The organism is Afipia massiliensis, from assembly GCF_014203115.1.
Classification (GTDB): Bacteria; Pseudomonadota; Alphaproteobacteria; order Rhizobiales; family Xanthobacteraceae; genus Afipia; species Afipia massiliensis.
Genome location: NZ_JACHIJ010000008.1, coordinates 224,055 through 238,015 on the forward strand (window position 1 = coordinate 224,055; position 13,961 = coordinate 238,015).

Annotated in this window: 12 protein-coding genes and 1 tRNA gene; 10 read left to right on the forward strand and 3 right to left on the reverse strand. The window is 60.4% G+C overall.

The annotated features are described in order from the left end of the window. Positions 1 to 10: 10 nt before the first annotated feature. A complete protein-coding gene (locus HNQ36_RS23640) occupies positions 11 to 1,747 on the forward strand; it encodes an LTA synthase family protein (protein WP_184089746.1) in 1,737 nt (578 codons plus the stop codon). Here the strand turns inward: HNQ36_RS23640 and HNQ36_RS23645 are convergent. Next, a complete protein-coding gene (locus HNQ36_RS23645) occupies positions 1,744 to 3,306 on the reverse strand; it encodes a glycine betaine ABC transporter substrate-binding protein (protein ID WP_184089749.1) in 1,563 nt (520 codons plus the stop codon). The two genes, HNQ36_RS23640 and HNQ36_RS23645, sit on opposite strands and share 4 nt — an antisense overlap. Then, positions 3,303 to 4,088 carry an ATP-binding cassette domain-containing protein gene (locus HNQ36_RS23650; protein WP_184089803.1) on the reverse strand — a complete coding sequence of 262 codons (786 nt, stop codon included), beginning with the start codon at positions 4,086 to 4,088 and terminating at the stop codon, positions 3,303 to 3,305. Before HNQ36_RS23650 ends, HNQ36_RS23645 begins: the two co-directional genes overlap by 4 nt. Positions 4,089 to 4,192: 104 nt before the next feature. Between HNQ36_RS23650 and HNQ36_RS23655 the strand changes: the two genes are divergently transcribed. The 8 genes from HNQ36_RS23655 to HNQ36_RS23690 all read left to right on the forward strand — a co-directional run bounded on the left by HNQ36_RS23655 (position 4,193) and on the right by HNQ36_RS23690 (position 12,036). Then, positions 4,193 to 5,146, forward strand: a complete 954-nt coding sequence (locus tag HNQ36_RS23655; protein WP_184089752.1) for a polyphosphate kinase 2 family protein — start codon at positions 4,193 to 4,195, stop codon at positions 5,144 to 5,146. A 108-nt stretch (positions 5,147 to 5,254) separates the two neighbouring features. Then, positions 5,255 to 5,869, forward strand: coding sequence for a hypothetical protein (locus HNQ36_RS23660; RefSeq protein ID WP_184089755.1), 615 nt, complete (start codon positions 5,255 to 5,257; stop codon positions 5,867 to 5,869). 404 nt (positions 5,870 to 6,273) lie between these two features. Then, a complete protein-coding gene (locus tag HNQ36_RS23665; RefSeq protein WP_184089757.1) occupies positions 6,274 to 7,836 on the forward strand; it encodes a 2-isopropylmalate synthase in 1,563 nt (520 codons plus the stop codon). Positions 7,837 to 8,026: 190 nt separating this feature from the next. Beyond that, the gene (locus tag HNQ36_RS23670) at positions 8,027 to 9,028 is read left to right on the forward strand and encodes a TRAP transporter substrate-binding protein (RefSeq protein ID WP_184089760.1); all 1,002 of its coding nucleotides are present in this window, start codon (positions 8,027 to 8,029) and stop codon (positions 9,026 to 9,028) included. Positions 9,029 to 9,165: 137 nt separating this feature from the next. After that, complete coding sequence (locus HNQ36_RS23675) at positions 9,166 to 9,765, forward strand: TRAP transporter small permease (RefSeq protein WP_184089763.1); 600 nt, start codon at positions 9,166 to 9,168, stop codon at positions 9,763 to 9,765. Further along, complete coding sequence (locus HNQ36_RS23680) at positions 9,762 to 11,090, forward strand: TRAP transporter large permease (protein ID WP_184089766.1); 1,329 nt, start codon at positions 9,762 to 9,764, stop codon at positions 11,088 to 11,090. Before HNQ36_RS23675 ends, HNQ36_RS23680 begins: the two co-directional genes overlap by 4 nt. Positions 11,091 to 11,193: 103 nt before the next feature. After that, positions 11,194 to 11,781 carry a Spy/CpxP family protein refolding chaperone gene (locus HNQ36_RS23685; RefSeq protein WP_184089769.1) on the forward strand — a complete coding sequence of 196 codons (588 nt, stop codon included), beginning with the start codon at positions 11,194 to 11,196 and terminating at the stop codon, positions 11,779 to 11,781. Between the two features lie 179 nt (positions 11,782 to 11,960). Next, a tRNA-Lys gene (locus HNQ36_RS23690) sits at positions 11,961 to 12,036 on the forward strand. Positions 12,037 to 12,097: 61 nt separating this feature from the next. Here the strand turns inward: HNQ36_RS23690 and HNQ36_RS23695 are convergent. After that, positions 12,098 to 13,120, reverse strand: coding sequence for a tyrosine-type recombinase/integrase (locus tag HNQ36_RS23695; protein WP_184089772.1), 1,023 nt, complete (start codon positions 13,118 to 13,120; stop codon positions 12,098 to 12,100). 377 nt (positions 13,121 to 13,497) lie between these two features. Here HNQ36_RS23695 and HNQ36_RS23700 point away from each other — a divergent pair, with 377 nt between their 5' ends. Further along, positions 13,498 to 13,899 carry a PBP1A family penicillin-binding protein gene (locus tag HNQ36_RS23700; RefSeq protein ID WP_184089775.1) on the forward strand — a complete coding sequence of 134 codons (402 nt, stop codon included), beginning with the start codon at positions 13,498 to 13,500 and terminating at the stop codon, positions 13,897 to 13,899. Positions 13,900 to 13,961: the final 62 nt, after the last annotated feature.

A 13,961-nucleotide genomic window follows, 5' to 3' on the forward strand; every position in this document is an offset into this window, starting at 1 on the left:
GACCTGCATCATGTCAAACGTCACGACAACGATCCGGACCGGCAGAGTCCAGCTTCTGATGAAGCGGCCTGGCAGCAAGGGATGGCTCTGGAGCCTGCGCGTAGCGCTGATCGTCGCGATGCATCTGGCTGCCGTCTATCTTCTGGCATCGGTCGAATACGGCCCGTTCGCGATGACGCTGGCGCTGCTGACATGGGCGCTGCTGAATTTCATGTCGCTGATCGTGCTGCGCCGACCGGGTATTTCCGCAGCGCTGTCACTGGCGCTGGTTGCGATCTTGATTACGCTGTCGCAGTTCAAATACGGGATCACACAGCTCACGCTGACGTTCCTGGACTTTCTCATTATCGATCGCGACACATTTTCGTTTCTGCATTCGATCTTCCCGCAACTGAAGTCGCAGTCCTTCCTGCTCGCGGCCATCGCCGTGCCGGTGATCTGGCTGATCTGGCGCGCCGATCCGTTCCGTATTCGCCGCGCGGTGTCCGCGGCTGGCGCTGCTGCCTGCGTCACGCTGATCACGGGGCTGTCGGTGATCTATCCCGAGCAGCCGTGGGAGCCGTTCCAGGGCGTCAATCACATCTCAAATCTGGCGCGATCCGGCGTCGTGTCGGTGTCGCACCTGACATCGACGGGCTGGATTGAGGCCGATCCGCCGAACATGATCGGGTCCGCGCGCGCTTCGCCACTCGAGACGGAATGCGCGCCGGGCGCGAAGCGACCGAACATTGTCATGGTGCTGGACGAGTCGAGCTTCGACATCAGCGCCGTGCCGGGCATCAAGGTGCCGAAGAATTACCGCGATTTCTTCAAGTCGGCGGACGGACGGCAGCGCTCGTTCGTCGCGGAATCCGCCGGTGGGCCGACCTGGTACACCGAGTTCAACGTTCTGACCGGCCTGTCGGCGCGGTCATTCGGCAAGCTCAAGTTCTATGTCACGCGTATCGCTGCGGGCAAAATTTCGCGCGGGTTGCCGCAGGCCTTGCAGCGCTGCGGCTACCGGACGTTCTCGCTGTATCCGACCTACGGTGATTTCCTCAGCGCGCGGAGCTTCCAGACATCCGCCGGGATCGACAAGTTCATCGACATGGCCGACATGGGCGTCAGCGAGGACATGCAGCCCGACAGATTCTATTTCGATCAGGCGCTGCAGCTGATTGCGCGCGAGCGGAAGGCCGATCAGCCGATGTTTGTGCTCGTCTACCTCACGGCCAATCACTTCCCCTGGACGACGAGCTACCGGCCGGATCTGACGCCCGCCGGATGGACCGCGCCGGGCAACACCGCTGAAGTGGACGAGTACATCCGCCGCCAGGCGATGACGGCGGCGGACTATGCAAGCTTCGTCGCGCGGCTGAAGGCCGACTACCCGGATGATCCGTTCCTACTGGTGCGCTTCGGCGATCATCAGCCGGCGATCTCCCAGAAGCTGCTGGAGCCGAACCTGCCACAGACGATGCTGGCAAACCGCATCATGACGCACGACCTGCGCTACTACAAAACCTACTATGCGATCGACGCGCTCAACTACAAACCGGACATGTCGTCGGCGCTGGACACACTCGACGCGGCCTATCTGCCGCTTGCGGTTCAGGAGGCGGCGGGTATTCCGCTCGATTCCACGTTCGCCGAGCAGAAGAAGATCATGCTCCGCTGCAAGGGTCTGTTCTACGCCTGCAAGGAAGGCGCTGAGGCCAAGCGCTTTAACCGCCTGCTGATCGACGCAGGGTTCGTGAAGAACCTCTAGCGCTTCCCGATCTTCCCCCACAGCCATCGCGCTACCGCATCTGGCGAGCTGGTGCTGTCGCCGTTCGCCGCGCGCAGGTTGGCTTCGCGCATGGTGGCGATATCGATCTTCCCGAGCAGCGGCTGCAGTGCGTCGCGCAGCGCCTGGTCTCCGGTGCGCTTCGGCGAAATGAGCACGATGGCGTCATAGGGCGGGATCGCGGATTTTGGATCACCGAGCACGACGAGATCGTATTTCGCGATCAGCCCGTCGCTGGTGTAGCCCGCGATCACGTCGACCTCGCCGGACGCCACCGCCGCATACATGAAGTCCGGTTGCATCTGCCGCTGCTGGCGAAACGACAGGTTGTAACTCTGGCGCAGGGCGGCCCATTCCGGCCGCGAGAAGAATTCATAGTCCCCCGCGATCGACAGCGATGCCGCACGGGGCACGAGATCGGCGATGGTGCGGATGCCGAGTTCCTCGGCGCGCTTGCGCGGCATCACCAATGCATAGGCGTTATCGAAGCCAAGTTCGCCGAGCAGGGAGATGCCATGCTTGTCCTTGAGCGTTGTCGTCAGCTCGCTCAGCAGTTCCTTGCGCGGTTTAATCTCGGTGCGCTTGAGCTGATTGGCCCAGAGCGTCCCGGAATAGTCGACATAGACGTCGATGTCGCCGGATGCGAGCGCTTCGAAGATTACGTTGGAGCCGAGGCCCTCACGCGGGGTGGCCGCCAGCCCCGCCGCCTGCAGCCGCTGTGCGATCAGTGACGAGAGGATGTACTGCTCTGTGAAGGTCTTGGCGCCGACGATGATGCTTGTCTTTGCGCGGGCCATTGACGGCATCAGGGTCGCGGCGATCAGCGCGCCGAGGCCGAGGCAACCTAGAACAATCCGCGGGCGACTGTGCATCCGCACGCCACCTTCGATCAGCGCCAGCAACTGATCGACCGCCAGCGCCAGCGCCGCAGCTGCAACGCAACCGAACAGCACAAACACCCAGTTCTGGGTTTGCAATCCAGCAAAGATGTAATTGCCCAGACTCGTCTGGCCGATCGGCGTTGAAAGTGTTGCGGTGCCGATGACCCAGACCGCCGCGGTCCGGATGCCCGCCATGATCACCGGTAGCGCCAGCGGCAGCTCGACCATCGTTAGCGTTTGCCGCTGCGTCATGCCGACGCCTTCCGCTGCCTCAAGGATCGCCGGATCGATGCCCTGCAATCCGGTGATGGTGTTCCGCAACACCGGCAGCATGCTGTAGAGCGCGAGCGCCAGTACTGACGGCAGAAATCCGAATGCTGAAAACCCGTGCCCAAACCATTGCAGCGAGAGGCCTGCCAGCGCCAGCAGCAGCGGATAGAACAGTGCCAGCAATGCAAGGCCGGGCACGGTCTGCACAATGCTGGCGATCCCTAGCACGATGTCGCGCAGCACCGGTTGTCGACGCACGATCAGGGCCAGCGGAAAACTGATGAGGAGGCCGAGCGCCAGAGCAGCGAGGCTGACGCGAACATGACTGCCGAGATAGTCCGGCAGCCGTGTCAGCGCATCGCTCCAGCGCGGATCGGACAAGAGATTCATGCCGGGTCCTTCGGCAGCAATTCCTGCAGCCGCTCCGCCTGACGCCGCGGCGTGTTGAGCAGTTCGTCGACATAGGCATCCGTGCTTTTCGACAACTCCTGTGCGGTGCCTTGCGCGACCAGGCGACCGGCGCGCATCACCGCAACGCGATCCGCCAGCAGCAGCGCTTCGGTCATGTCGTGGGTGATCATCACTGTGGTCAGGCCGAGGCTGCGATGGAGCGCGCGATAGTTCTCGCCGAGGGCATCGCGGGTGAGCGGATCGAGCGCGCCGAACGGTTCGTCCATCAGCACGATCGATGGCTTCGCCGCCAGGGCGCGGGCCACGCCGACGCGCTGGCGCTGCCCGCCGGATAATTCGTGCGGAAACCGGTTGCGGTGTGAGCGTTCGAGGCGAACCAAGTCTATCAGTTCATCGACGCGCGCCGAAATTTCCTGTGCGGGTGTGCCCTGTAGCCGCGGCGTAATGCCGATATTGCCGGCGACGGTCATGTGCGGAAACAGCCCGCCGCTTTGGAAGACGTATCCAATGCTCCGGCGCAGCGCGATCGGATCGACGCTGCGCACGTCGCTGCCTTGCACATGGACCGTGCCGCTATCGGGAGCGATCAACCGGTTGGCCAGCCGTAGCAGTGTTGTCTTGCCGGACCCGGAGCCGCCGACCACGGCCAGAAATTCTCCAGCGGCCACATTGAGCGAAACGTCGTCAACCGCCTTTATGCGGCCCTGCTCGAAGCTCTTGCCGACATTCTCGTAGGCGATGGCGGGCGCGGCGCTGGTCATGCGGTCATGATGGACCATCGATATCAACCTGTCGACGGCCCGGCACTGGCGGACGGGTAGGCTGCCGTGTAGCGTCGTCGCGACCAAACGGAGCATGTCTCGTCATGGCCAAGAACGGCAAGTCCGCGCAACCGAGCGCCAGGCAATTGAAGTCCTATGTGGACCCGTTCCGGGTCGACGGCTCGCAGGAGTTTCATCTCACGGCGCACAAGCCCGGCGAGAAGGGCGGACTCGATAAGGAGGCGGCGCGCGAACTCGTCGATGCCAATCGCGGGAGACTGCGCGAGTTGCAGGAAAAGCTCTATGCGCAGGATCTCTGGTCGGTGCTGCTGATCTTTCAAGGCATGGACGCCGCCGGCAAGGACAGCGCCATCGAAAACGTGATGTCGGGCATCAATCCGCAGGGCTGTCAGGTCTATTCGTTCAAGCAGCCGTCCACGAAAGAACTCGATCACGATTTCATGTGGCGCACATCGAAGTGCACCCCCGAACGCGGCCGTATCGGCATCTTCAACCGCTCTTATTATGAAGAATTGCTGGTGGTCCGCGTCCATCCGGAAATTCTGGCGAAGCAGCGGATTCCGCCGGAGCTGGTGACCAAGAACATCTGGCGCGAACGCTTCGAGGATATTGCGGCGTACGAGAAATACCTCGCGCGCAACGGCACGCTGGTCCTGAAGTTCTTTCTCAACATCTCGAAGGAGGAGCAGCGCCAGCGGTTTCTCGATCGCCTCGAAGAGCCGGCAAAGAACTGGAAGTTCTCGCTGGGCGATGTGGCCGAGCGCAAGCTGTGGGACAAGTATCAGGCGGCCTATCAGGATCTGATCCACCACACATCCGCGAAGCGCGCGCCGTGGATTGTCGTGCCCGCCGACCACAAATGGTTTGCCCGCGTCGTGATCAGTTCGGCGATTGTCAGTGCGATGGAAAAGCTGGACCTGAAGTTTCCCGAAGTGGACAAGAGCGACGCCGGGGAACTGAAAAAGGTGAAGGTCGCTCTCGAACGCGAGGGACGGGCCCCGGTTCGCGTGTCGAAAGCAAAGACCGCGGGAACCTGAAAGAAATACGCCCCATGCTTGCCCGCCCCCGCAATTCACAGCGTGAATATCGCAGGTTGCAGATGGGCCCCGCTGGAAATATTATGCGGACGGGTGAGGAGTCCGTTGGTGGCTGATCTGCGCACGTTTGTTTTGTTGGTTCTCTTGACCGGCCTCGGCGTTGCGTCGAGTCCGATGCCGGCGCATGCCGAGTGGTGGAAGCTTTACGCGCCGAAAGACTTCGAGGAGTGTTCACAAAGTGCGGCACAACCGGGTCTGTCGAAGGACGCCCAGGCGAAGATCATCTCGGAATGCGATTCAAAGTTTGCGGGTCGCCGCAAGGCTGGCGGCGGCTACACCTATTTTGATTTCATGCAGAACCGCCACTTCGACATCGCCGGTCCGAATCCGACGCCGCAAGAACTCAAGCGGATGGATCAGGAATATCTGGCCTATCTCGAAACGAACCGGGAAACTCCCATCGAAGTTGCAGACGCGGGGCAGGCGATCGCGGCGATCAACAATCAGATGAAGCCGATCGGCTATCAGAAACAAGCGCAACCGAAGGTTGCCGTGAAGCAACCCGTTGCGGCCAATCGCGCGCGGGTTCGCAAGGAAGCAGCGTGCAAGGGTGACGCCTTGTCCTGCGGCTGGGCAAAGATCACCACGACCGTGAAGGGCTTGCGGCATGCCTTGGTTGGCGCGGATTCCCGGCGTGAGGCCTACGCGCAACGAAGGCTCTAAGCCGCGCGACGTCGCTCCTCCGAGGCCGGCGATTTTACCCGTATAGATAGGGCAGCCATCCTGACCGTTTTTTGGCGTTGCGGGACCTTGCCTTTCTCGTCTAGAACGGCCGTACCAGACGCTTCGGCAACCAACCTTCAACGGTTTTGGGCCGACTATGCGTTTTTCGGGGACTGAATTGATGATTCGCGGCGGTATTCAGGGACAGCAGGACACGGGGGCATTTGCCGCCGGCCTCGACGCGCGCCCTGCTGCTGCGATTTCGTCCCTTCTTGGCGGGCTTCTGCTTCTTATCTGCCCCTGAGGGCCGTCTGGGCGTTTGCGCCTGGGCACTCAGGGGTTCGAAGACAAGCACCGAAACCCGAGCGTCCTGAAGTGGCGCATCTGACCAAAGGATTTTTCCTATGACCACCGCGAACAAGTCCGACAAGGACCGCGTCGTTATTTTCGACACTACCTTGCGTGACGGCGAACAGTGCCCCGGCGCGACCATGAGCTTCGAGGAAAAGCTCGAAGTCGCCGAGATGCTGGACGACATGGGCGTCGATGTCATCGAAGCCGGTTTCCCGATCACTTCGGAAGGCGACTTCCAGGCTGTGAGCGAGATCGCCCGCCGCTCGAAGAATGCGGTGATTGCTGGTCTGTCCCGGGCGCACCCCAAGGACATCGACCGCTGCGCCGAAGCAGTGAAGTTCGCCAAGCGCGGCCGCGTTCATACAGTTATCGCGACGTCGCCGCTGCACATGCGGGTGAAACTCAACATGACGCCGGAGCAGGTGATCGAAACCTCGATCGCCAACGTGACCCGTGCGCGCAACCAGATCGACGACGTCGAATGGTCGGCCGAGGACGGCACCCGCAGCGAGATGGATTTCCTGTGCCGCATCGTCGAAGCGGTCATCAAGGCCGGTGCGACCACGGTCAACATTCCGGATACGGTCGGTTATACCGTGCCGGAGGAATACACCCACTTCATGCGCACGCTGATCGAACGTGTGCCGAATTCCGACAAGGCAGTGTTCTCGGTCCATTGCCATAACGATCTCGGCATGGCGGTGGCGAATTCGTTGGCGGGTCTGGCTGGCGGCGCTCGGCAGATCGAATGCACCATCAACGGCATCGGCGAGCGCGCGGGTAATGCCGCGCTCGAGGAAGTCGTGATGGCGATCAACGTGCGCAACGATAAGTTTCCATACTGGAACAAGATCGACACCACGATGCTGACGCGCGCGTCGAAGCTGGTCTCGGCGGCAACCTCGTTCCCGGTCCAGTACAACAAGGCGATCGTCGGCCGAAATGCTTTCGCGCACGAAAGCGGCATTCATCAGGACGGTGTTCTCAAGGACGCGCAGACCTATGAAATCATGCGACCGGAATCGGTCGGCCTGAAGCAGTCGTCGCTGGTGCTCGGCAAGCATTCGGGCCGTCATGCCTTCGTCCACAAGCTGGAGGAGATGGGCTACAAGCTCGCCGCCAACCAGTTGGAAGATGCGTTCGTGCGGATGAAGGCGCTCGCCGACCGCAAGAAGGACATCTATGACGAGGATATTGAGGCACTGGTCGATCAGGAGATCGCGGCTTCGCACGATCGCATCAAGCTGGCCTCGCTGACGGTGATCGCCGGCACGCATGGCCCGCAGCGCGCGACCATGAAGCTCGATATCGACGGACAGATCAAGATCGAGGAAGCCGAGGGCAATGGTCCCGTGGATGCGGTGTTCAACTGTATCAAGGCGCTGGTGCCGCACGAGGCCAAGCTGGAGCTCTATCAGGTGCATGCGGTGACCGAGGGAACCGATGCCCAGGCGGAGGTTTCGGTGCGGCTCGCGCATGAGGGCCGCTCCATGACCTCGAAAGCTGCCGACCCCGATACGCTGGTCGCTTCGGCGAAGGCTTACCTCGGCGCGCTGAACAAGATTGTCATGAAGCGTCAGCGCGACACGGCCGTCGCGGCTGCGGGCCACTGATCGCGCGATTCCTCTGCAGCTACTCGGAAGGCGGTGCATCGTAACGATGTGCCGCCTTTTGCGTTGCAGCACGGCATCGACCCCTTCTAAGGGGCAATACTCTTGACCAGTTGTATCTGAGATGATCGGCTCGTCAGGGGTTCAGAGCCGCGGTGAAACCGGCGGATCTCAATCGTCATTCGGAGGAAACATGAAAAAACTCATTCTGGCTGCGGCCTCAATCGCCGCTCTCACGCTCGTTGGACCCGCCACAGCGCAATCGCCGATTGTCATCAAGTTCAGCCATGTCGTCGCGCCGAATACGCCAAAGGGGCAGGGCGCCGAGAAATTCAAGCAACTGGCCGAGAAGTACACCAATGGCAAGGTGAAGGTTGAGGTCTATCCGAACTCGCAGCTCTACAAGGACAAGGAAGAGGTCGAAGCGCTTCAACTCGGTGCGGTGCAGATGTTGGCGCCGTCGCTCGCCAAGTTCGGTCCGCTCGGCGTGAAGGAATTCGAAGTTTTCGATCTGCCTTACATCCTTCCGGACAAGGCCGCCCTCGGCCGTATCACCAAGGGTCCGGTGGGGCAGGGACTTCTGGCCAAACTTGAGCCGAAGGGCATCAAGGGTCTGGCTTACTGGGACAACGGTTTCAAGATCATGACGGCCAACAAGCCGATGCATAAGGTCGCCGATTTCCAGGGCATGAAGATGCGCATCCAGTCCTCGAAGGTTCTGGAAGCGGAAATGCGCGCGCTCGGCGCCATCCCGCAGGTGCTGGCATTCTCCGAAGTCTATCAGGCGATGCAGACCGGCGTCGTTGACGGCAACGAGAACACGCCGTCGAACGTGTACACGCAGAAGATGCACGAGGTGCAGAAGCACGCCACCATCTCGAACCACGGTTACATCGGCTACGCCGTGATCGTGAACAAGAAGTTCTGGGACGGCCTTCCTGCCGACGTGAAGCCGCAGGTCGAGAAGGCAATGGCGGAGGCGACGGAATTCTCCAACGATATCTCGCAGAAGGAAAATGACGACGCGCTCGCGGCCATGAAGAAGGCCGGCACCACGACCTTCTATGAACTGACCCCTGCGGAACGCGCCGAATGGATGAAGGCTCTTGAGCCGGTCACCCAGGACATGGCCTCGCGCGTCGGCAAAGATCTGATCGCGGCTTTCAAGAAGGAAGCCAACGCAAAGACGAACTAATACGACCTTCGTGACAGACAAGTGGTCCGGGATTCGACCCGGGCCACTTTCGTCTGATAGAGTGCGACGGGGCGTCAGCAAGATCGAAACGCGCAAAGACGCGGCCGCTGCGGGTGGGGACGAACTTGAAATCATTCATGCGTATCCTCGATCGCCTCGAGGAACTTTTGATCGCGACGCTGATTGCTGCCGCGACGATCGTGATTTTTGTGGCAGTCGCGCATCGCTACACCACGGATTTCGTGGTCAATCATCGCACTTGGCCCGGCGCGATGCAGGCCTACCTCTTCCTCAGCAAAATCCATCTCTCATGGGCGCAGGAGCTTTGCATCTACATGTTCGTGTGGATGGCGAAGTTCGGCGCGGCCTATGGCGTGCGCACCGGAATTCACGTCGGCGTCGATGTCCTGGTGCTGGCGCTGAGTCCGAAATGGCGAAAGTGGACGATCCTGTTCGGTCTGCTCTGTGGTGCGCTGTTCACCGGCATCATCGGGACCATGGGCGCCAGCTTCGTCATCGGTCTTTCCCAAACCGATCAGACGTCGCCTGATCTCGAACTGCCGAGCTGGATCGTCTATCTCTGCATTCCGCTCGGGTCGTACTTGATGTGTTTCCGCTTCCTGCAAGTCGCGTTTTCCTACTGGCAAGGCGGTGATCTGCCGCATCACGATCACACGCACGTCGAAGGGATCGAGGTCGATACCGCGGTTGGTCCGACGCCGGAGGGCGTCCGATGACAACTGTATTCATTTTCGCGCTTCTCATCGCCCTCATGCTGACCGGCATGCCGATCTCGATCGCGCTCGGCCTGACGGTTCTGACATTCCTCTTCTTCCTGACCAGCGTGCCGATCGAAGCGGTGGCGTTGAAGCTGTTCACCGGCATCGAGAATTTCGAGATCATGGCGATCCCGTTCTTCATTCTCGCCGGCAATTTCCTCACCCACGGCGGCGTGGCCAAACGCATGATCAATTTCGCGACCTCGATGGTCGGGCATTGGTATGGCGGCCTCGGCCTCGCTGGTGTGATGGCGTGCGCGCTGTTCGCGGCGATTTCAGGCTCATCCCCCGCCACCGTGATCGCCATCGGTTCGATCCTGATGCCGGCGATGGTCGCGCAGGGCTTTCCAAAACGTTTCGGTGCAGGCGTCATCACGACATCGGGCGCGCTTGGCATTCTGATTCCGCCATCCATCGTGATGGTGATTTACGCGGTGGCGACCGGCGGCAGCGTTGCTTTCGGCCCCGATGGTGAGCGTGTCACATCGGCTTCCGTCGGACAGTTGTTCATGGCGGGCGTTATTCCGGGGCTGATGCTGGCCTCGCTGCTCGGTCTGACCACGGTCTACCGTGCCTGGAAGTTCGATTATCCGCGGTTGCCGCGTGCGACCTGGCCGGAGCGGATCAAGGCGTTTCGCGAGTGCATCTGGGGTTTGCTGCTGATCGTGATCGTGCTCGGCGGCATTTATGCGGGCCTGTTCACGCCGACGGAAGCAGCCGCCATGAGTGCGGTCTATGCGTTCGTCATCGCGGTGTTCGTCTACAAGGATCTGACGATCAAGGACGTGCCGCGCGTGCTGCTCGGCTCGGCCAGCATGAGCGCGATGATCCTCTACATCATCACCAACGCGGTGCTGTTCTCGTTCCTGATGACCAGCGAACAGATCCCGCAGCAGCTCACGGCGTGGATGCTGGATAAGGGCGTCAACTGGATCACCTTCCTGATCTTCGTCAACATCCTGCTGCTGGTCGCGGGCAACGTGATGGAAGCAAGCTCTATCGTGCTGATCACCGCGCCGATCCTGTTTCCGATCGCGGTGAAGCTCGGCATCCATCCGGTGCATCTCGGCATCCTGATGGTGGTCAACATGGAGGTCGGCATGTGCCACCCGCCGGTGGGCCTCAACCTCTATGTCGCGTCCGGCATCGCCAAGATGGGCATAACGGAACTCACTATCGCGGTGTGGCCGTGGCTGTTGACGATGCTCGGCTTCCTGGTGGTCGTGACGTTCGTGCCGGAAATCTCGCTCTGGCTGCCGCGCACTCTGGGAATGTTGCGTTAGCGCTGCCGACTGCATTAATGGGCGTTCACCTAGCTGTCCAAAGCTTAAGTTGAAAGCGGGCCTGTTGCTGCCATCTTCGGGAGAGTTCATCCGGAGGTGCCCCATGAAGAAAATTATCCTCGCGAGCGTTGCGGCAGTCGCCATCATCGGCTCGACCGCCGTCTATGCGGAGCACCACCACCATCATCGCATGAGCACGGAAGACCGCGCTGCATTCGTCGATGCGAAGATCGCGGCCGTGAAGGCCGGCCTGAAGCTCACGCCGGAGCAGGAAAAGATGTGGCCGCCGGTCGAGGCGGCGGTGCGCGATTTTGCCAAGCAGCGGATTGCGATGGCCAATGCGCGCGCCAGTGAACGCGATGCGCGGCGTGCCGCACGGGATCAGAAGGGCTCTCAGGACGGCAAGCCGGCCGCTGCTGATCAGACCCGCGACCCGATGGTGCGGCTGCGCGACCGGGCCGACAGGATGGCCGAGACCGCCGCCGGCCTGAAGAAGATCGCCGACGCCGCCGACCCGCTCTACAAGAGCCTCGACGACGGCCAGAAGCGGCGGCTGACGATGCTGACCCGTATGGGCGGGCATCACGGCTGGCGCGGACGCGGCTTCGAGCGCGGTCTGGACGGCGACCGATTCGACCGGGATCGCAGCCCTGGCCGGGATCGCGGTGCCGGGAGCTCAGAACGCCTCTGAGGTAACCCGCCCAGACCATGAGGAATGACAAAAACCGCCGGAAAACCGGCGGTTTTTTGCTGTCCGGAACTGCTCGAATCCGATGTTGTCCAGCGCAGGGAAAACCCGTGAACCTTGCTGGACATGGCCGTTTCGCTTTGCTAAACGACGCCGTCCTCAACGGACATCCGGTTGGATCCGGGCGCATAGCTCAGTTGGTAGAGCAGCTGACTCTTAATCAGCGGGTCCCAGGTTCGAGCCCTGGTGCGCCCACCAAACAAATCAAGCACTTAGCTGATTTGACCGCTGCAGAAACCACTGCGGTTTACAGCACGGTTTACAGTTTTGTTCTCGCTTCGAGCTTGAGCACGGCTGCCTCAGCAAGCTTCACATCGCGACCTAGGTAGTGGGCATCGAGAATCGCTTCGACGTCACGCAAGGCGTGGCCGGTGAAGGTTGCGATCTGCGGCACCGTCGCCTCGGCCAAGGCCAGCCGAACCACCGCAGAGCCTCTCAGATCATGAAACGTCAGGCCGGCCACACCTGCCTTGTCGCAGGCCCGTCCCCACGACGTCCGAAAGCCGTCTGACGTCCAAGGCCGGCCATAGGTGTTGGTCAGAACGAGTGGGCTACGCCGCTCTGTGAGGTCAAGCAGCACCTTGAGCGGCTGGCCGACCGGCAAGGTCATGCGTCGGCCGGTTTTGGACTGCCGAAGCCGAATGTGGCTGCCGTCATACGCAGACCACGGCAGCCGCAGCAGGTCGCCCTGACGTTGGCCGGTCCACAGCGCCAGCACGAGCGCGAGTTCGATCTCGGCTGGCGCCACAGCGAGCAGGGCGGCGATTTCGGTCTCACCCCAGAGCTTCTCGGTTCGGTCGGCGACGTAGAGCCGACCACCGCGCTCGCAAGGGTTGGTCTCGATGATGCCTCGGTCCTTAGCGAACGACATGATCCGCGCCAACGTCGTCCACGCATAATCGGCCTTGCGCGGCGTAGCGGCGAACGAGTCACGCCAGGTTTTGAACTCGCCGCGGATGCGCTTGTCCGAAAGCGCAGCCAACGGCAAGTCACCGAACTCGTCCTCTATGAGTTTGATATAGGCGCGGTAAGCTCGTTGGCTCGATAGGGCGAGTTGAGTGAACTCAGCGGACACTTTGAACCGGGCGATGATCGTCATCAGCATGCCGGCGCGCGGCTGCCGCAGTTGTGAACGCGCATCGTTATAGGCCTGAATGAATTCGGGTGTACCTGGTTTGGCTTTGATGGCTGGACCACCGCGCCAAGCATAGAAGTGGACTTTGATCTCGCCGCTCGCGAGCCGCTTCTTGACCTTATGAATTCCCTTCAGAACGACGCGCACGCTTCTCCCTCCACATATCTAGCGCCGATGTTTCTGCTTGTTCGATGCCACTTAATGAGTCTAACGCGCGATCAATTGCTTTCAAGTCCCAGCGCGAAGTGCCAACAACAGGACGGGGCATGGTCCCTTGTCGTACCCAGGCTGAAAATGTACTTACGGAGACGCTGCAATACTCAGCTGCACGAGCGCGGGTCACCAATCGATGAGTTTCGAACATTTTCTCACAAGCTTGCGATCATTCAGACGCCAACTTGAATTAGTTGTTCGAGCTTTTGCGGGAGTTTTATTGCATTTTTTTCCATTCTGGTTCGCTCGCTCCCACGTTAGTTTTAGGTCCGAGTCTAAGAAATTCTTCATCAACGAGAATTGAAACAAAAATGGCAAGGTCAAAGGGCGATGGTTCGAAAACTCTCCTGCGTCGCTACTTCGCGACGAAAGTCGACTCCCCTAATTGGGGTGGTATCGAAAAGTTGGTCGGGAGGTTGCCTGACGAAACAAAATCCAAGATTAAAACTGCCAACGCCATATTCGCGAATGTCAGGATGTTTCACGCGCGAGGAAACGTTGTCAGAACAAAAGAGGTGGCAAAGCTCCTTCTGTCTTGGCTGAAGATTAGCAGAAAGCTGGAGATACTTCTGAATATCAGGGAAGGAGCTTTTTCTAAGGAGCAGATAATTGAACTCTTACAAGATACGAAAGAACTGGAAATAATTTCACCGCTACAGCGTTTCGGCTATTTACTGCATCTGACCTGCACCCCTGATTGCCCTCGTTTATAAGTAGACTCTGTTCTGGTTTTCGTCCCTGTTTGAACGGTTGGCAAACTCGCTTGGTGTGAGCC